The organism is Pasteurella canis (assembly GCF_020810675.1).
Taxonomy (GTDB): Bacteria; Pseudomonadota; Gammaproteobacteria; order Enterobacterales; family Pasteurellaceae; genus Pasteurella; species Pasteurella canis.
The window spans coordinates 1,601,082-1,619,956 of sequence record NZ_CP085871.1; the positions used below are offsets into that span (position 1 = coordinate 1,601,082).

Annotated in this window: 16 protein-coding genes and 1 CRISPR repeat array; of the genes, 10 read left to right on the plus strand and 6 right to left on the minus strand. The window is 37.2% G+C overall.

Annotated elements, in window-relative coordinates; all coding sequences use genetic code 11:
- Positions 1-187: 187 nt before the first annotated feature.
- On the plus strand, positions 188-1,030 hold the full coding sequence (locus tag K7G93_RS07390; RefSeq protein ID WP_226690837.1) for a hypothetical protein: 843 nt from the start codon (positions 188-190) through the stop codon (positions 1,028-1,030).
- A gap of 139 nt (positions 1,031-1,169) precedes the next feature.
- Here the strand turns inward: K7G93_RS07390 and glmU are convergent, their stop codons facing one another.
- A complete protein-coding gene (gene glmU, locus K7G93_RS07395; protein WP_226690838.1) occupies positions 1,170-2,546 on the minus strand; it encodes a bifunctional UDP-N-acetylglucosamine diphosphorylase/glucosamine-1-phosphate N-acetyltransferase GlmU in 1,377 nt (458 codons plus the stop codon).
- 174 nt (positions 2,547-2,720) lie between these two features.
- Between glmU and K7G93_RS07400 the strand changes: the two genes are divergently transcribed.
- A complete protein-coding gene (locus tag K7G93_RS07400) occupies positions 2,721-3,248 on the plus strand; it encodes a PM1805 family lipoprotein (RefSeq protein WP_115323197.1) in 528 nt (175 codons plus the stop codon).
- Positions 3,249-3,475: 227 nt separating this feature from the next.
- Positions 3,476-4,463: a CRISPR direct-repeat array (repeat unit 28 nt; unit sequence TTTCTAAGCTGCCTATGCGGCAGTGAGC).
- 144 nt (positions 4,464-4,607) lie between these two features.
- On the opposite strand, the gene srmB is transcribed toward K7G93_RS07400, so the two are convergent.
- Positions 4,608-5,936, minus strand: coding sequence for an ATP-dependent RNA helicase SrmB (srmB, locus tag K7G93_RS07405; protein ID WP_049215635.1), 1,329 nt, complete (start codon positions 5,934-5,936; stop codon positions 4,608-4,610).
- A 111-nt stretch (positions 5,937-6,047) separates the two neighbouring features.
- On the opposite strand from srmB, the gene K7G93_RS07410 reads away from it, so the two are divergent.
- Positions 6,048-6,761 (plus strand): tRNA1(Val) (adenine(37)-N6)-methyltransferase, encoded by a 714-nt coding sequence (locus K7G93_RS07410; RefSeq protein WP_226690839.1) that lies wholly within the window; start codon positions 6,048-6,050, stop codon positions 6,759-6,761.
- Between the two features lie 182 nt (positions 6,762-6,943).
- On the opposite strand, the gene K7G93_RS07415 is transcribed toward K7G93_RS07410, so the two are convergent.
- Together K7G93_RS07415 and pnuC are read right to left on the minus strand one after the other, a co-directional pair.
- On the minus strand, positions 6,944-7,465 hold the full coding sequence (locus K7G93_RS07415; protein WP_226690840.1) for a rhodanese family protein: 522 nt from the start codon (positions 7,463-7,465) through the stop codon (positions 6,944-6,946).
- A gap of 26 nt (positions 7,466-7,491) precedes the next feature.
- Entirely contained in the window at positions 7,492-8,184 is a 693-nt protein-coding gene (pnuC, locus tag K7G93_RS07420; protein WP_049215631.1) for a nicotinamide riboside transporter PnuC, read from the minus strand.
- A 300-nt stretch (positions 8,185-8,484) separates the two neighbouring features.
- On the opposite strand from pnuC, the gene rapA reads away from it, so the two are divergent.
- From rapA to K7G93_RS07455, 7 genes are all read left to right on the plus strand, one after another.
- Complete coding sequence (gene rapA / locus K7G93_RS07425) at positions 8,485-11,388, plus strand: RNA polymerase-associated protein RapA (RefSeq protein ID WP_049215629.1); 2,904 nt, start codon at positions 8,485-8,487, stop codon at positions 11,386-11,388.
- A gap of 237 nt (positions 11,389-11,625) precedes the next feature.
- Positions 11,626-12,285 carry a bifunctional tRNA pseudouridine(32) synthase/23S rRNA pseudouridine(746) synthase RluA gene (rluA, locus tag K7G93_RS07430; protein WP_049215628.1) on the plus strand — a complete coding sequence of 220 codons (660 nt, stop codon included), beginning with the start codon at positions 11,626-11,628 and terminating at the stop codon, positions 12,283-12,285.
- Positions 12,286-12,347: 62 nt separating this feature from the next.
- Positions 12,348-12,917: a Der GTPase-activating protein YihI gene (yihI, locus tag K7G93_RS07435; protein ID WP_228400348.1), complete on the plus strand. Its 570-nt coding sequence runs from the start codon at positions 12,348-12,350 to the stop codon at positions 12,915-12,917.
- A 5-nt stretch (positions 12,918-12,922) separates the two neighbouring features.
- Entirely contained in the window at positions 12,923-13,357 is a 435-nt protein-coding gene (locus K7G93_RS07440) for a DUF2489 domain-containing protein (RefSeq protein ID WP_049215626.1), read from the plus strand.
- Positions 13,358-13,372: 15 nt separating this feature from the next.
- The gene (hemN, locus tag K7G93_RS07445) at positions 13,373-14,740 is read left to right on the plus strand and encodes an oxygen-independent coproporphyrinogen III oxidase (RefSeq protein WP_228400349.1); all 1,368 of its coding nucleotides are present in this window, start codon (positions 13,373-13,375) and stop codon (positions 14,738-14,740) included.
- Between the two features lie 175 nt (positions 14,741-14,915).
- On the plus strand, positions 14,916-15,584 hold the full coding sequence (locus K7G93_RS07450) for an NAD(P)H-dependent oxidoreductase (protein WP_228400350.1): 669 nt from the start codon (positions 14,916-14,918) through the stop codon (positions 15,582-15,584).
- 165 nt (positions 15,585-15,749) lie between these two features.
- Positions 15,750-16,868 carry an anhydro-N-acetylmuramic acid kinase gene (locus K7G93_RS07455; protein ID WP_228400351.1) on the plus strand — a complete coding sequence of 373 codons (1,119 nt, stop codon included), beginning with the start codon at positions 15,750-15,752 and terminating at the stop codon, positions 16,866-16,868.
- A 66-nt stretch (positions 16,869-16,934) separates the two neighbouring features.
- On the opposite strand, the gene K7G93_RS07460 is transcribed toward K7G93_RS07455, so the two are convergent.
- Complete coding sequence (locus tag K7G93_RS07460) at positions 16,935-17,699, minus strand: class I SAM-dependent methyltransferase (protein WP_228400352.1); 765 nt, start codon at positions 17,697-17,699, stop codon at positions 16,935-16,937.
- 3 nt (positions 17,700-17,702) lie between these two features.
- Positions 17,703-18,800, minus strand: coding sequence for a tRNA (uridine(54)-C5)-methyltransferase TrmA (gene trmA, locus K7G93_RS07465; protein ID WP_191135398.1), 1,098 nt, complete (start codon positions 18,798-18,800; stop codon positions 17,703-17,705).
- Between the last annotated feature and the right edge of the window lie 75 nt (positions 18,801-18,875).

The following is an 18,875-nucleotide window of genomic DNA, read 5'->3' on the forward strand; positions in this document are numbered from 1 at the left end:
TTTAATTAATCTCTTATTTTTATTTTTTGCATAAAAAAATGATTAATAAATCGCCATAACATAAATAACATTTAAGCAAACAGATTTATTCTCTCTATACATAATAAAAAAAATCAAGGTAAAATAGAAACACATTATTTAAGGATATAAATAATTTGTAATGTAAAAACGAAAAGGACTTTAATAAATGAAAAAATCTATTTTAAAAATAAGCTTACTTATTAGCTTATCTACTCTCTTTTCTGCTTGTGGTAGCCACAAACCTAATCATCACTCTGATATGCAATCTAACAAGAAACCACCTATAAATAAAGCCGCTCCCAAAGATAAAGAAAAAGATTCTATAAAGTGGGTAGGGAAAGAATGTGTTTATGGCGTATGTAAAACTAATAATATAAAAAAACCAAATGAAATAACCATCGAAAACATCAGCAAAACCAATTCTTCTCAAGAAAAAGAAAAAATAACCACCATTTCACTTTCAGTAGGCGAAAATAAAAATAAAGACAATCAGCACGAATATAAGATTACATTACTACAAGAAAATCAGATCGATCTCGCTTATTATGGATATAGTATTTATAACAATACGCTGAATAAAAAGAAAAGAGTTAAAATTCTCTCTGGCATAAATGAAAATTATATTAATAAAAAATCATTACCAAATGATTTCAATGCTAAATATGAAGGAAAAAATAGTTTTATTTATACTAACTTTTCCGAAGTTAATAAAGATCATCAAGCCCAATATGCAGATATCATATTAAATTATAACAATGGAAGTGTCAGTGGCTTTGTGGCTAAAAATACCTCCCCCGAAGAAAAATTTTTTGAGATAAGTAAGCAGGATAACACCAACTCATTATTATTTACACCAACAGAAAAATCTGGAATCTCTCAAGAGGATGTGAGTCTATTTGAGATTAAGTTTATTGATTCAGTCAAAAATAATGATGATCGTAAATATATCATTGGTACAGGAATAGGATATGATTGGATGGGTGCTTTCTCTGCAGAGAAAAAACAATAACAACTAATCTTTTTTATTCAAATTAACATTAACTCATCACTGTTAGCGAATTAATCTAGCTATAAAAAATTAGGCATACATACACTGTATGCCTATATTACATTTCTTATGATCTATCATTTATTACAATACAGTGCGGTCATTTTTTTCCTTGTTTTGTTGGGCGTTGCCAGTCTGTAATATGGCGTTGCCGTACTCGGCTAATTACTAACTCGCCACTATATACATTGTCAGTTACTGTCGTACCTGCACCAATTGTCGCACCATTTTCCACTGTAACTGGCGCAATCAATTGTACATCAGATCCCACAAATACATTATCGCCAATCACCGTTTTAAATTTATTAGCCCCATCATAATTACAAGTAATCACACCTGCACCAATATTACAATCTTGCCCAATTTCAGCATCACCTATATAACTCAGATGATTCACTTTTGAACCCTGACCAATATTCGCTTTTTTAATTTCAACAAAATTACCAATATGCGTTTCTGCAGCTAATGTTGCACCTGGTCGTAAACGTGAAAACGGTCCCACTTGAGATAAACGACCAACTTGTGCATCTTCTAATACAGAATAGGGCTTAATTTCTACATCATCACCAATTTCACAATTTTTCAATACACAGCCTGTACCAATACGCACACGATCACCTAATTTGACGCATCCCTCAATCACAACGTTAATATCAATTTCCACATCTCTACCATGTATTAGTTCACCGCGTAAATCAAAACGTGTAGGATCCGCTAAAGCTACCCCTGCTAATAACAATTTATCCGCTTGTTTACGCTGATAATAACGTTCTAATCGAGCAAGTTGTTGACGATTATTCACACCCTCTACTTCCATAAAATCTTCAGCTTGTACCGCCGTAACTTGACAACCATCTTGATTAGCAAAGCTAATAATATCTGTAATATAGTACTCCCCTTGCGCATTATGATTAGTTAACTGACTTAACCATTTTTTCAAACTCTTGCCGTCAGCCACTAATACACCCGTATTAATTTCTTGAATTTTTAGCTGCTCTGGGTTGGCATCTTTCTGTTCAACAATAGCAACTACATTGCCTTTTTCACGCACAATACGCCCATATCCTGTCGGATCATCTAACATAACAGTTAATAATGCGATACCATTTATTGGCTTCGCTGCAATTAATTTTTGTAACGTTTCTGCACGGATAAGTGGACCATCACCATATAGCATTAAAATATTTTCATCATCATTAAAAAACGGTGCGGCTTGTTGCATTGCATGCCCAGTGCCTAGTTGCTGTGCTTGTAATACCCAATTCACTGGCTCATCTTTTAAATGTTGTTGCATGACATCCCCACCATGCCCATAAACTAAATGAATATTTTTAGCATGAATTGATTTCACTGTATCAATCACATGTTTTACCATAGGTTTTCCTGCTATTTTATGCAGTACTTTAGGTAAATCCGAGTACATACGTGTACCTTTACCCGCCGCTAAAATAACGATACTTAATGCTTTAGCTTCCATAATATTCTCTTATTAACTAATAAAATGATATTCTCAAATTATAATCCAACTTAATTATAAAAATAAGCTTCCCCTAGATAAAACAAGGAAATTGTCAGCTTATACAAAGCGGTGTATAGTACTAACTCGGCTATTAATACTAGCCATTTGGATAAAATTTTAAGGATTAACCATATGAATAGACTATCAAAAATCAGTGCAATCACACTTTGCGCATTGTCTTTAGTCGCTTGTGACCAGTTCACAAGTAGCCAAGAAAAAACACAAGGAAACGTATCGACAGCGCATGTACAAGTTGATCCAAAAGCAGATTTTGCTCTCTTTACTGAATTTCAACTTGCACAAAATGAAAAAGTGGCTCAATTAAACCAACAACTAGTTGAAATTTTGCAATCAGGTGACAAAAAAGCCTTAGAAACTCTATTAGTTACATTTTCAAAAGAAATTAATAGTATTGTAAAAGAATTAGATGCATTAGCTATTTATAGTGCAGAAGTTCGTGCTCTAAAAGAAAAAGCAAAAATCTTACTTGTTACTTCATCAGAACTAATGACAGATAATGTAAAACTACAGCAAAATCCTTCCGAAGCTGGTGGACAAGCGTTACTGGTGAAAAGAGATGTACTACTTAAAATCACTGATGAGTTTACACAACTAAATAACGAGTTAGCACAAAAATACGGTACCCCAGCAACCCAATAAGGCGCTATAAAACAGAAGAAAAATCAACCGCACTTTTACATACCGACAAAAGTGCGGCTGTCTTTTTGCCCTTCTTATCAAGTTAAAAACAAAATGTACAACGATAAAATAGGCAAAACAGACTAAATTGGCTTGCACAACAATTAGTACCCGATGCTTTATTTTCCGTCTTTAACTACCTATACGGCAGTGAGCAATCCTGATTTGTTGCAAGTGTATATTGATCATTTCTAAGCTGCCTATGCGGCAGTGAGCGCGTTTGGCGCGAATTGCGCCGTTTAGTAACGTTTCTAAGCTGCCTATGCGGCAGTGAGCTTATCAACAGCAACATTTTCTGGTTGAGTGGTTTTCTAAGCTGCCTATGCGGCAGTGAGCGTTATGTAATCACAATTGAAGACGCACTGAAATTTCTAAGCTGCCTATGCGGCAGTGAGCGTGTCATTGGTTGGCGTGGCACAATGGCAAGCTTTCTAAGCTGCCTATGCGGCAGTGAGCCCTCAATCTCTGCCCCCACTTCAAAGCTTACTTTTCTAAGCTGCCTATGCGGCAGTGAGCTTAGTAAAAAGGCATTGGGTTGTATTGGCAATTTTCTAAGCTGCCTATGCGGCAGTGAGCAAGAACCACCACGAGTAATTGTGATAACAAAATTTCTAAGCTGCCTATGCGGCAGTGAGCTTTTCCGCTCCCTTACTTTTGCAAGGGCTTGTTTTCTAAGCTGCCTATGCGGCAGTGAGCCTGATTTAACAGTTTCAACCGGCATTTGTAGCTTTCTAAGCTGCCTATGCGGCAGTGAGCGAGTTCCTATTGAGTGTTCATTTTTAAACTTATTTCTAAGCTGCCTATGCGGCAGTGAGCATTATGGTGATGGCAAAGGGGGGTCATTTAGTTTTCTAAGCTGCCTATGCGGCAGTGAGCATAATAAGCATTATCGTAATTACCAGATTTCATTTCTAAGCTGCCTATGCGGCAGTGAGCCATCTGCAGAATAATATCGCGGCGCAAAATGCTTTCTAAGCTGCCTATGCGGCAGTGAGCGAGCAACATACAATATTGGTAACTATACAGCATTTCTAAGCTGCCTATGCGGCAGTGAGCAAGCGACAACTACAAAGCAGTGCGGGCATATTTTTCTAAGCTGCCTATGCGGCAGTGAGCAGCAGAGCCTCATCATGACGCTACACCTCATTTTTCTAAGCTGCCTATGCGGCAGTGAGCTTTGGCAGTTTAATTCAGACCTCAATATTTATCAAGCTTTTGCACATTTTATATACGAAAACCCTTTTTTTAGCTATAAAAATAACCCTTTGATCTTATTAGATAAAAAACTCATTAAGAAAAAAGGGTTACCTGTATAATAAATTAATCAGTTTGGCTGACTTGTCCGCTGGGTTTACGGCGCTTACCAATATTTTTGCTATCTTTATGCCGTATTTTTACTTTTTTCTGCTGTATTTGTTTTTGCTTTTCTTCTCGTTTTGCTTTGATTCGCGCTTTTTGCTTTTTGCTGACTGTTTTCACTTCACCATCTTTAGGCGCTTTAGTACGAGGCTCTAGACCTTCAATAGTACGTGCTTTTAATAGTTCATCAGTGTAGCGTTTAACTTTGCCCAACAATTTGTAATCATGAGCTTCAATAAACGAAACAGCAACACCTTTTTTTCCCGCTCGAGCAGTGCGCCCAATACGATGTAAATAAGTGTCTGCACTGTAAGGTAAATCAAAATTCATTACATGACTAACATCATCAATATCAATCCCACGTGCAGCTACATCTGTAGCAACTAATACAGTAACGATGCCATTTTTTAGCTTATCAATCGCATTATTACGTTGCGTTTGAGCCATTTCACCTTCTAAGTAAGTCGAGCGAATACCTCGTTTACGCAAGGTTTCAGATAAAACTCGAGTATCTTCACGACGACGTACAAATACAATACCTCGTGATACTTGTTCTTGTTCAATAAAACGTGCTAATAGCTTAGTTTTATGTTCATAACTATCTGCATGGTAGTACCATTGCTGGATTTTTTTACGCTCACGACGGCTTGGTTCGGCATCTACTTGGACAGGTTCGGTTAATAGACGAGAGGCAAAATCAATCAACAGCTCCCCTTCTAATGTCGCAGAAAAAAGCAGTGTTTGTTGACGCCAACGCGTTTCTGCAGCAATTTTCTCTGCATCTTGCCCAAACCCCATCTGTAACATGCGATCCGCTTCATCAAAAATAAGAATTTCGACGGAACGACAATCAAAGTTTTCTTCTTTAATGTACTGTAATAAGCGCCCCGGTGTTGCAACAACAATATCTTGATTCTTATTAAACACTTCACCGTGATTTTGATAAGCAACGCCGCCAGTGATAGTCGCAATACTTAAGTGAGTAAAGGTTGCGAATATCTCTGCTTGTTCTGCCACTTGCATCGCTAATTCACGTGTGGGTGTTAAAATCAAAACACGTGGCGCACCTGGCTTACGACGAGGATAATCTAATAAGTGTTGAATGGCTGGTAAAAGAAAGGCCGCCGTTTTGCCCGTTCCTGTTGGTGCAGAACCTAAAATATCTCGTTGTTCCATTGCAGCAGGAATGGCTTGTTGCTGAATAGCAGTAGGGCGAATATAGCCTTTTTGTTTCAGCGCCTTAAGTAAGGCAGGATCAAGATCAAAATCGTCGAAATGTGCTAATGTCATGGTTTGTGAGTTTCTATTAATGAAAAATTGTGGCAGATTATAGCGTACTTTGTACTTATCACGAAATGAAGAAAAACAGTATAGTAAGTGCGGTCTGTTTTAAGGAAATTTATGTCAGCTAAAAATAATGGTTTTACTTTTAAGCAATTTCATATCCATCATGATCGCTGTGCGATGAAAGTAGGGACAGACGGCATTTTATTAGGCGCTTGGGCAGAAGTAAAAGAAGCTAAACGAATATTAGATCTGGGTACAGGTACAGGCTTAATTGCTTTAATGTTAGCACAACGTAGTAACGTAGAAAGCCATATTTGGGCTATTGAATTAGATCACGACGCATTTTTACAAGCAAAAACCAATATTGAACAATCAAAATGGGCAGCAAAAGTGAGTTTACTAGAACAAGATGTTGCAAACTTTTGTCTCAATACACAGGAAAAATTTGATTTAATTGTTGCCAACCCGCCTTATTTTCCACAAGGTGTAGCTTGTCGCACGGAACAGCGTCAGCTTGCACGTTATGCTCAACAACAAACACATGCTGATTGGCTTCATTTCGCCACTCATTGTCTTACTGAACAAGGTAAAATAAGTTTAGTCCTTCCCTATGAAGCTGGTAAAACTTTGTTAAAACAGACCGCACTTTATTGTACGCAGTACTGCGAAGTCATCACCAAACAAGGTAAATCACCACAACGCTTGTTACTGACTTTTTCCACACAGTCTCACGTAACTCAAAAAAGCCAGATAATGATTCACGATAAAAACAACCAATATCACCCCGATTTCATCGCACTTACTCGCGAATTTTACCTTAAATTTTAAACTATCCACTTGATATTTAAATATTTTCTTTCGAAGTTAAACTCGTTCGATAATTTCCAATTTGCTTATTTGGTAGTGATTCAAATAATATCAAAATAGACTTATTGTTTAATAAATAAGAAGTAGATAAACATTTTGGAGCATAAAAAATCCCCTCTTAATTGAGAGGGGATAATATCAGACTATTTATTCCACGACATGAAGGCTAATAAGCGCGCCATACCACAAAAACCTGTGACGCCTGCAAAAATTAAACCTGCACCAACAAATATTGGGATAGCAAAGAAATAAGGAGAGGCGACTAAACCTAAAATTGCCCCTAATAATACTAATGTACCTGCGGCAATTTGTACTTGGCGCATCATTTCTAGTGGCTGTTTTTTATCAAATATAACGGGGAGATTCGCCGCTTTCCAACCGTCGATGCCTTTCTCAATAATATAAACTTCTGCACCACAGTCAGTATATTGCGCTAGTATTGCTTGTGCATTTTGTGTACGCATACCTGATTTACAATGGAAAATAATCACTTTTTCATCTTTCAGCTGCGTACAAAGCCCCTGTTTTAATTCATCTAATGGGATAGATTTTGCTCCAGCGATATGTTCACGACGGTGTTCATCAGGTTGGCGAATATCAACTAAAACTGCACCAGCAAGACAACGCTGTTGTGCATCTTGTGCGGAAATAATTGTCACAGACATGGCATTCTCCTTTTGTGAGACCTAATTTAGACTTGCTCAAGTTTACGCCAATTATAATAACCATAAATAGAATTTAATAAATAGGCAGAATACATTGTAACCATAGATAATGATCCCTCTTCGGCTTGTGTCCAAAGCACAATAGAAATCACATTAAGCACTATCCATAAAATCCATTGTTCACGATAACGTAGAACCATAAGCAACTGTGCAACCACTACAATGATTGTTGTTAAGCCATCTAAGCCTGTTGAGCTACCACCAGCAGCATTAAGTGCTTGTACAAACAATAATGTCCCGATTACAATTGCACTTAATGTAATCGCCCAACCTTTTAAAGTGAGAGATTTACTGATCACACTTTCTGTATTTGTAGTTTCTTTCTGTAAATTATTTTTCCAGAGAAAGTAACCAATGAATTGTGCAGGGATATATACATAAAGCACGGTATTCATTTCACCAAGATAGTTTGCTCCCCAAGCCACATAAAAATAGGTATAAGCAAAAATCAAACCAAAGAAATAATTACTGATTTTTCCTTTACTCACAAACACAACACATAAAATCCCTGCAATACCAGATACCATTGCTAAAATTGATTCTGGGTTTTGAATGTAAATGACGATCTGTGCAATTAAAAAGAGAGAAAGCCAAGCAACTTCAAATGGTTTCCAGCCCCCTAAAAATTCATTTTTAATCGCCTCTAAATTGAGCTTCATCATAAATTACCTCACTTTGTTAATACAAAAAACGTATTTTCGTTAAGTCAAAAATAGTAGAAAAAAGGTTAACATATTAAAACATGAACAAAAGTTTTACACTTTCGCCATAACATGTCAATCATAAGCTACATTTAATCAACAAAAATTAAAACAAACTAGCATTTTGTGACATATGAGATAAATTTATCCTTTTTTACTACGCCTAATAAACTCCTATATTTCATTTTATTTTTTAACTTAACATCGCTAAAATAGCTGGCTATTTTTTATAAAAGCAATAAGAGAAAGTAATTACATATGGCATTTGCAGTCGGTCAACGTTGGATCAGTGAAAGTGAAAATAATCTTGGTTTAGGAATCATTATAAATATTGATATACGTAGTGTCACAATTTTATTCCCTGCCTCAGAAGAACAACGTATTTATGCATTAGATTCTGCACCTTTAACACGCGTTTTATTTCAAGTTAATGATGAAATTATCCATCAAGAAGGTTGGAAGGGACGCATCTTAGATATTTTAGAAAACAAAGATGTGGCATTTTATTTAGTTAAACGTCTTGATAATTATGAAGAAGTGACGATTCATGAAATGGATTTAGCTCATCAAGTCACGTTTAGCAAACCTCAAGACCGTTTATTTACTGCACAAATTGATCGTAATGAACATTTTAGTTTGCGCTATAACGCATTAATACATCAACAAGCACAATTTCAATCTCCTCTACGTGGTTTACGTGGTATTCGTGCAGGACTGATCCCCCACCAATTACATATTGCTAAAGAAGTAGGTCAACGTAGTGCACCACGTGTGTTATTAGCGGATGAAGTAGGCTTAGGCAAAACAATTGAAGCTGGCATGATTTTACAACAGCAGTTATTTGCTGAAAAAGTGGAACGTGTACTGATTATTGTCCCTGAAACGCTGCAGCATCAATGGTTAGTTGAAATGCTACGTCGTTTTAACTTGCATTTTTCTTTATTCGATGAAGAACGCTGTGCTGATTTTGAAGATCCCACTTCAGCATTATGGACCAATCCTTTCACTACTGAATCACAGATTATCTGTGCCCTAGATTGGTTGCGTACAACACCAAAACGAGTAGAACAACTGCTTGAGGCAGGCTTTGACATGTTGATTGTCGATGAAGCGCATCATCTGGCTTGGTCAGAAGACAACCCGAGCTTAGAATATCAACTTGTGGAGCAGCTCGCACGCCAAATTCCAGCCGTCTTATTACTCACTGCCACGCCAGAACAATTAGGTCAAGAAAGCCATTTTGCCCGTTTGAGTTTGCTCGACCCTGATCGTTTCTATGATTACAATGCCTTTGTACAAGAACAAAGGCAATATCAACCTGTCGCAGATGCTGTACAGAGTTTATTAGCAGATAAACCATTAAGTGCGGTAGAAAAAAATCATATAGCTGAGCTATTAGCGGAGCAAGACATTGAACCAATGTTGAAAGTCATTGACTCTCAAGCCAACCCAGAACACAAAACACTTGCTCGCCAAGAATTGATACATAATTTAATTGATCGTCATGGTACAAGCCGTGTGTTATTTCGCAACACCCGCCAAGGTGTTAAAGGCTTCCCACATCGCACCTACAACCAAATTACCTTAGCTTTACCCAAGCAATATAGTAATGCAGCCAATGTATTAACAATGCTCGGTGAAATCGCCGAAAAAGACGCATTCTACCCCGAACAAATGTTCCAGAAGCTCAATCCTGAGGCACGTTGGTGGGACTTTGATCCAAGAGTTGAATGGCTCATCACCTTTCTAAAAAATCACCGTGATGAAAAAGTATTAGTGATTTGTCGCCATGCTAATACAGCGATTCAATTGGAACAAGCATTACGTGAAAAAGAAGCCATTCGTGCTGCTGTTTTTCATGAGAAAATGACAATTATCGAACGTGATCGCGCTGCTGCATATTTTGCTCAGACAGAAGAGGGCGCTCAGGTATTACTCAGCTCAAGTATAGGTTCAGAAGGGCGTAACTTCCAATTTGCTTGTCACATTGTACTCTTTAACTTACCTGATAACCCTGATTTATTAGAGCAATGTATTGGTCGATTAGATCGTATTGGACAAACACGCGATATTCAAATTCATGTCCCTTGTTTTGCAGATAGTGTACAAATCGTTCTCGCTCGTTGGTATCACGAAGGACTAAATGCCTTTGAGGAAACCTGTCCAATGGGGATGACATTGTTTGAAAGATACCAACAACAACTTAATCAAATTTTACAAAAACCAACCGAACTTGATGGTTTTGATGACTTCATTACTCAGACACGTAAGCAGCAAATAGCACTTAAACAGGTCTTAGAAAAAGGTCGTGATCGTTTATTAGAATTAAATTCTAATGGGGGCGAACAAGCACAACATCTTGCAAGCGATATAGAGCAGCAAGATAGCTCACCAGAATTAATTAATTTTGCGTTAAATCTATTTGATATTATTGGACTGGAACAAGAAGACTTAGGTGAAAAATCAATTGTTATTAGTCCAACAGGTACTATGCTTGTGCCAGATTTTCCGGGTTTAAAAGAAGAAGGTACAACAGTTACTTTTGATCGCCAACTTTCACTTGCACGTGAAGATCTCGACTTTTTAAGCTGGGATCATCCTATGATTCGCAACGGTATTGACTTAATTACTTCAGGCGATATTGGCAAAAGTGCCGTCAGTTTATTAATTAATAAAGCTCTACCTGCGGGAACACTTTTACTTGAAATGATCTATGTTGTTGAAGCACAAGCGCCAAAAGGCTTACAACTCACTCGTTTCTTGCCACCTACACCTATTCGTTTATTATTGGATCAAAAAGGCAATAATCTCGCTGAACAAGTGACTTTCAATGCGTTACAAAAACAGTTGAAACCAATTGGTAAAAACATGGCAAACAAAGTCGTAAAAATGGTGCGTGCTAATATTGAACAACTAATAAAACAAAGTGAGCAAAAAGTCATTGCACAAGCGGAACAAATTATCCACAATGCACAACAGCTTGCAGATTATACTCTCAGTACTGAATTAGATCGTTTAACTGCATTACAAGCGGTCAATAAAAATATCCGCCAAGCTGAAATCGATGCGCTCGAAGCTATCCGTACACAGTCTCTTGCTCAACTAAAACAAGCCACATGGCGTTTAGATAGCCTACGTGTGATTGTGAGTAACAAAGAATGATACATTAGAAAATCACCACACGTTTAACGAGTCGTACAAGGATAATACTTGTATCTATATAAGTTTGAATAAATAGTAAATATAAAAGAAAATCCCCGATATAACCTGTTCCAACGCGACGCTCTGTTTTCTATCAAAATAGACTCGAATGAAGAAAACGTAGTCAGCTGGGGGATTTCTTTAGTGACGTTGTTTAGACAAAAAGAAAATAACACACTGCATATAAAACAGAAAAAAATGGCTTTAATCACTTACAATCCACCCACAGAACCTTATCTGGATATTGTTCACTACGACGATCATTTTGTCGTCATCAACAAACCTAGCGGACTGCTCTCTGTTCCTGGAAATCAACCGCAGTATTATGATAGTGCCATGTCACGTGTAAAAGAAAAATACGGATTCTGTGAGCCCGCACACCGCTTGGATATGTCAACTAGTGGACTTATTCTGTTTGCCCTCAGCAAAGCAGCTGATCGCGAACTAAAGCGCCAATTTCGTGAACGAGAACCAAAGAAACACTACCAAGCATTAGTTTGGGGACATGTAGAACAAGATCAGGGCGTTATCAACCTACCTTTAATTTGTGACTGGGAAAACCGCCCTCGCCAAAAAATCTGTTTTGAGCGTGGTAAAAGTGCGGTCACATTATATGAAGTTTTAGCACGCTATCCCAACAATACTACAAGAGTAAGACTAACGCCAATTACTGGTCGTTCCCATCAACTAAGATTACATATGTTAGCTTTAGGACACCCTATTTTGGGTGATAAATTCTATGCCCCACCTCAAGCTAAAACTTTATCTACACGTTTATGCTTACATGCAGAAAGCTTAGCTTTTACTCACCCAATTAACCAACAAAGCATGTTATTTGAAGTAAAGCCTGAGTTTTAATTAAGTAAAAATGGTTTTAAATGGTACAATCTTCAATCAATTATAGAGAAAGAGAAAACAACATGGCTCGTAAGAAAAAAACACGTCGCGTAACAGATATTATGCCTGCACGTAAAACAGATAAAAAAATAGAGATGCCTAAGGGAAAAACTGGCAAAAAACTAACGCGTTATGAATTAGATGCCAAGGCTCGTGAAGATAAAAAGAAACGTAAACATAAAGGATTAGCTTCAGGCTCACGCCATAGTGCAGTCGATAATAATACCTATAATCAAAGCACAGAGAAAAAAGATCCACGCATTGGTAGTCGTAAAAAAGTGCCACTAATTGTTGAGTTTGTAAATAAACCTGAAAAAGGAATGACAATTCCTGCTGTCCAATTAGAAGAAAAAACGAAACAACTGGATCCAATGCTAGAATTAGAACAACTGGAAAATAATGAATGTTTGAATCAGTTGTTAGATGAATTAGAGGCAGGGCAAACATTAAGTTTAGAAGATCAACAATTTGTCGATGACTGCTTAGAACGTATCACACAATTAATGGATGAACTCGGTATTAATGACGATGAAGATAATGAAGAAGATTTATACCGAACTTTCGAGAAAATCGATATTAACCAATTTAGATAATCATTATGTGGACCACTTTTTTAATCATTATTGCAGTGCTGATTATTGTTGTGATGGTCGCTTATGCGGGCTATCTACTACTCATGTTACAAAAACAGAAAAAAGCAATTCAACATGCTCGTACAGCGAGAACTCAGCGCCTCAAAGAGAGTATTGTGATTATTGCCAAAGCAATGCAAAATGGCGATTGTAATCATTCTGAAGGCGTACTTCGACTCAAAATGTTGTTGGATCCATTAGGTAAAAAACTGAAAAACTATCAAGCGATGAACCAACTCTATGAAGTTGTGATGGATATGCCAACTCATGAGAAACGTCGAGAATTAAAGAAAAATGAGCGTATGCGCTTAGACTTGCAACGTGAAAGTGCTGAAGCAGATTTAGAAAAACAAATTTTGTTGGAGATTCATCAGCTACTCACTGATATGGAACATATTTAATTTTGAGGGGAAACCATGTCCGAAATTATTTGGGACTCAGCATTAATTCAAAAGTATAACTATTCTGGTCCACGTTATACATCTTATCCAACGGCGTTAGAATTTAATGAAAGTTATACAAATCAGGATTTTACTCAAGCAGCACAACGTTATCCTGAACGCCCACTGTCCCTTTATGTTCATATTCCTTTCTGCCATAAACTATGCTATTTTTGCGCTTGTAATAAAGTCATTACTCGCCACCAACACAAAGCGGATATTTATCTAGATTTTTTAGAAAAAGAAATCGAAACACGCGCACCCTTATTTAAAAACCGACTCGTTACGCAAGTGCATTGGGGTGGAGGTACGCCAACCTATTTAACTGAAGTACAGTCTTCACGATTAATGACAATGTTACGTAAGCATTTTAACATTTCCCCTAATGCAGAAATCAGCATTGAAATAGACCCACGTGAAATTGAATTACCTATGCTCGATCATTTACGTCATATTGGCTTTAATCGCATGAGCATGGGAGTGCAAGATTTTAATAAAGAAGTACAAAAAGCAGTCAATCGTGAACAAGATGAACATTTTATTGAAGCATTACTAAAACGTGCTCGTGAATTAGGTTTCCAATCAACTAATCTCGATTTGATTTATGGGCTACCTCTACAAAATGTAGAAAGCTTTATGTTTACCTTACAAAAAGTAATTGCACTCAATCCTGATCGTTTAAGTGTGTTTAACTATGCCCATTTACCCAGCCGCTTTGCTGGTCAAGCCAAAATTAAAAATGAACAACTACCAGCTCCTGAAACAAAATTAACAATCTTACAAAACATGATCGAGACACTCGGTAACGCAGGTTACACCTTCATTGGTATGGATCACTTTGCTAAACCTGATGATGAGTTAGCAATTGCCCAAAAGCAAGGTGTACTACACCGCAATTTCCAAGGCTATACCACCCAAGAAGAATGCGATTTATTGGGCTTAGGTGTGTCTGCAATTAGTTTATTAGGCGATACTTACGCACAAAATCAAAAAGAATTAAAACATTATTATACGGCGGTAGATAATACTGGTATTGCGTTACATAAAGGCTTTGTAATGAGTCAAGAGGACTGTTTACGTCGTGATGTCATAAAACAACTCATTTGTAACTTTAAACTGGATTATCATCCGATTGAACAACAATATCACATTCAATTTAAACAGCATTTTGCGGAGGATTTAGCACTCCTTACACCATTAGCTGCAGATGGTTTAGTAGAAATTGGCGAAGATAAGATCCAAGTTTCTGCCAAAGGACGCTTATTAATTCGGAATATTTGTTTATGTTTTGATACTTATTCAAGAGCACAAGCGAAAAGACAGCAGTTTTCTCGGATCATCTAAGCAAAATGTTGAAAAATAGAGCGCACTTTTATTCATAACGCTCATAATATAGTGTTCATATAAATTAGTTTACATCATGTAATATGGCAAAGAATCTTCAATCCCTAATATGAACCTATAAATAACGTAAATCGTCATCGACGAGTCCCGATAAATAAACTATAAGGAAACCAACATGACTATTTCAAAAACAGATATTCTCAACGCTTTCCACTACCGTCATGCTTGTAAAGCTTATGATCCAAATAGGAAAATTAGTGACGAAGACTTCCGTTTTATTCTAGAAACAGGTCGACTTTCCCCAAGCTCTTTTGGTCTTGAACCTTGGAAATTCTTAGTCATTGAAAATCAAAAAATCAAAGAGCTTATCCGTGATATTGCATGGGGGGCAAAAGAGAAAGTGATCGATTGTAGCCATTTTGTGGTAATACTTGTCCGCCAACCTGATACATTACTTGCTGATGGGGAATATGCACAATATATGATGCAAGATGTTCACCACATCCCAGAAGAAATGCGTAAAATGCGCCAAAACTTCTATCGGATTTTTACTGAACAGGACTTTGCTTTAACTGAAAATCCAAATGCCTTCTATCATTGGGCATGCCGTCAAAGTTACATTGCAATGGCAAATATGCTCACAAGTGCAGCGATGATCGGAGTTGATTCAACACCAATAGAGGGTTTTCCATTAGAAAAAATGGATCAAGTTTTTGTTGAACAAGGGCTTTACGATCCTAAATTGTACAAACTCAGTGTGATGGTCGCTTTCGGCTATCGTTTAAATGAACCAAGAGATAAAACTCGCCAAGCCTTTGATGATGTAGTGGAATGGATTAAATAATTATTTTTAATCAACCAATCTGATAAGTTGGCATTGGGCTAATTATAAACTGCATTAATGTGATTCATTTACTATAAATACTCATTAACCGTTTATTTATGGTTTGAAATGTACTTTACAATACGATGCTGCATACTGTCGAGAAAAGAGAGATAAGGAGAGATTATGTACTATATTGGTGTAATGTCTGGCACAAGTTTAGATGGCGTTGATCTCGCTTTAATGGATTTCTCTACGCCTCAGCCTCAGCTTGTTCATGCTGAGTTTTATCCGATGCCAACACTCCTAAGACAAAAAATTACTACTTTGTGTAATACAGGCGAAACGACCTTACAAGCTTTAGGTGAGTTAGATCATTGTTTAGGCTTACTCTATGCAGATTGTATCAAACAATTCTTACAAAAATACCAACTTACCGCTACACAAATTACTGCTATAGGTTGTCACGGACAAACTATTTGGCACTCACCTACTGGTCAATATCCATTTACCATGCAAATTGGCGATGCGAATTTAATTGCAGCTAAAACAGGGATTACGACAGTAGCAGATTTCCGCCGTAAAGATATGGCATTTGGAGGACAAGGTGCACCACTCGTACCTGCCTTTCACCAAGCTTTATTTTCTAAAGCTAATCAAGCAACAGTCGTACTAAACATCGGTGGTATCAGTAATATTTCATGTTTACTGCCAAATGAAGAAGTGATTGGTTATGATATGGGACCGGGTAATACACTGTTGGATGCATGGATTGAAAAACATCAATCTAAAGCCTATGATAAAGACGCTGAATGGGCAAAATCAGGCATAGTCAATCAAACACTACTACAAGATTTATTAGATGAGCCTTTTTTTACTTTCTCCCCACCAAAAAGCACAGGACGAGAATTATTTAATTTAGCTTGGCTCAACAAAAAACTAGCAAAACATACCGCACTTCGACCACAAGACGTACAAGCGACACTAGTTGAATTGACTGCACAGAGTATCGTGGCACAACTTCAACAAATCCAAACGCTTTTACCTCGTTATTTGCTCGTTTGTGGTGGCGGCATGAAGAATCCATTGCTCATGGCACGTTTAGTGGCGTTATTACCCGATTGGAGAGTTGAAACGACAAATGATTATGGTTTGAATGGTGATGATGTAGAAGCCGCTGCTTTTGCTTGGCTGGCTTATCAACGTTTAAATGATAAACCTGCCAATTTACCTAGTGTTACGGGAGCAAAAAGTGCGGTAAGTTTAGGCGCAATTTATCCTAGAGAACAGGACATAGCAGAGTAAAATATTGAGCATTACACAATTTATGCTGACTCTTTTCTTAAATAAGGAAATAAGAGCAATGCTAGCTTATTCATGATGTTTTACATAAATATCAAAACGATGATTTTTCGTTTCACGACTAAAATCTGGCGAGTGCTGTGCCAGAAAATTGGCATAATCTGGTCGCTTAACAACGACACGCTTTTTTGCTAATTTTAATGCAGGCTCAAGTAAATTATCTGCATCAATATCCGCGCCAACTAAATGCTGAAAAACGCGCATTTCTTTTTTAACTAATGCACTTTTTTGTTTATGAGGATACATTGGATCAAGATAAACTGCATCAGCAAAATCAATTTCTGGCTGTAATTGTGCAATATGTTGAACCGTTAATAATTGCATATTCTGTTGCATCATCTCACCGATTTCTTTATCAGCATAAGCGCGCTGTAAACCATCTTGCAGCAACAAACGTACAACAGGGTGACGTTCAACAAGACGTACTTTACAGCCTAAAGAAGCCAATACAAAGGCATCTCGTCCTAAACCAGCCGTTGCATCGATGACGGTAGGCAAATAGTCTTTTTTAATGCCAATTGCTTTAGCAATCGCCTCACCTCGTCCACCGCCAAACTTACGACGATGAGCCATCACACCATGCACAAAGTCCACATATACCGCACCCAGTTTAGGCTCATCTAACTTACGTAGCTCTAAGCGAGTTTGTCCTTGTTCATCATCAATTTGAACTAAAGCCAAATAACTTGAATAATCTTGTTCTATACCTTGTGCTTGGCAAAGTGCAATAAAATTTTCAGTATTTCCACTCTCACAAATCAACTGGATTTTCATTATTTACTTCCGAATTAACCACACACCAGTTTCCATATGATCAGTATATGGAAATTGATCAAACAAGGCTGCCTTTTCGATACGATGCGTTTGACAAAGTGTTTGTAAGTTATGACATAAGGTCTGAGGATTACATGAAATATACAAAATACGCTGATAATTCTGTACTAATTTGACAGTTGCCTGATCTAACCCTGCCCGTGGCGGATCGACAAAAATCGTGTCACATTGATAACTCATTAAATCAATTCCTTTCAAGCGATTAAATGTGCGTATTCCATTCATCGCTTGAGTAAACTCTTCTGCCGACATCCGAATAATTTGTAAATTATCAATATTATTTGCAACAATATTGAACTGTGCAGCGGAAACAGAAGGTTTTGCAATTTCAGTTGCAAGTACTTTACGGAAATTTTTCGCTAAAGCGATAGAAAAATTACCATTTCCACAATAAAGCTCTAATAAATCACCTTGGCTGTTTCGAGTACAATCAACCGCCCACTCCAACATTTTTTGATTCACTATTGCATTAGGTTGAGTAAAGCTATTTTCTACTTGACGATAGAGATAAGGTTGACCATGTACAGTTAAAATCTCATCAACAAACTCTTGCTCGAGACAAATTTTTTGTTTACTTGCACGACCAATTATTTGTACATCAAATCCTAGAACTTGTAGCTGTTTTTTTAATTGCTGTGCTGCCTGTTCCCATTGTTCATTAAGCTCCTTATGATAAAGTAAACTCACAATGAGCTTATTACTTAATGTACTCAAATAATCAATCTGAAATAAGCGATGATATAACACATTCTCTTTTTTCAATAATGGCAACAACGCACTCATCATCTGATTAATTAATTGGCTCGCAATCGGAAAACTATCAACACGATATCGCTGACGTGTTTTTTGATCAAACATGACATGATAAAAATCACCCTTATCATGCCAAATACGGAACTCTGCACGCATACGATAATGTTTTGCTGGTGAAGCAAATACCGTTAATTCAGGCGCATCAAAGGGAGATAAAAGAGCGGTCAGTTTTTGTTTTTTTTCAACCAATAAGTAGTCGTATTGTTCAATTGGGAGCGAGTCTTGCATGAGATAAAGTCTATCATATAACTGAAGATAAAAGTAAAAGGCTCGGTTTTCTTTTCGTCTGCCAAGCCTTTTATC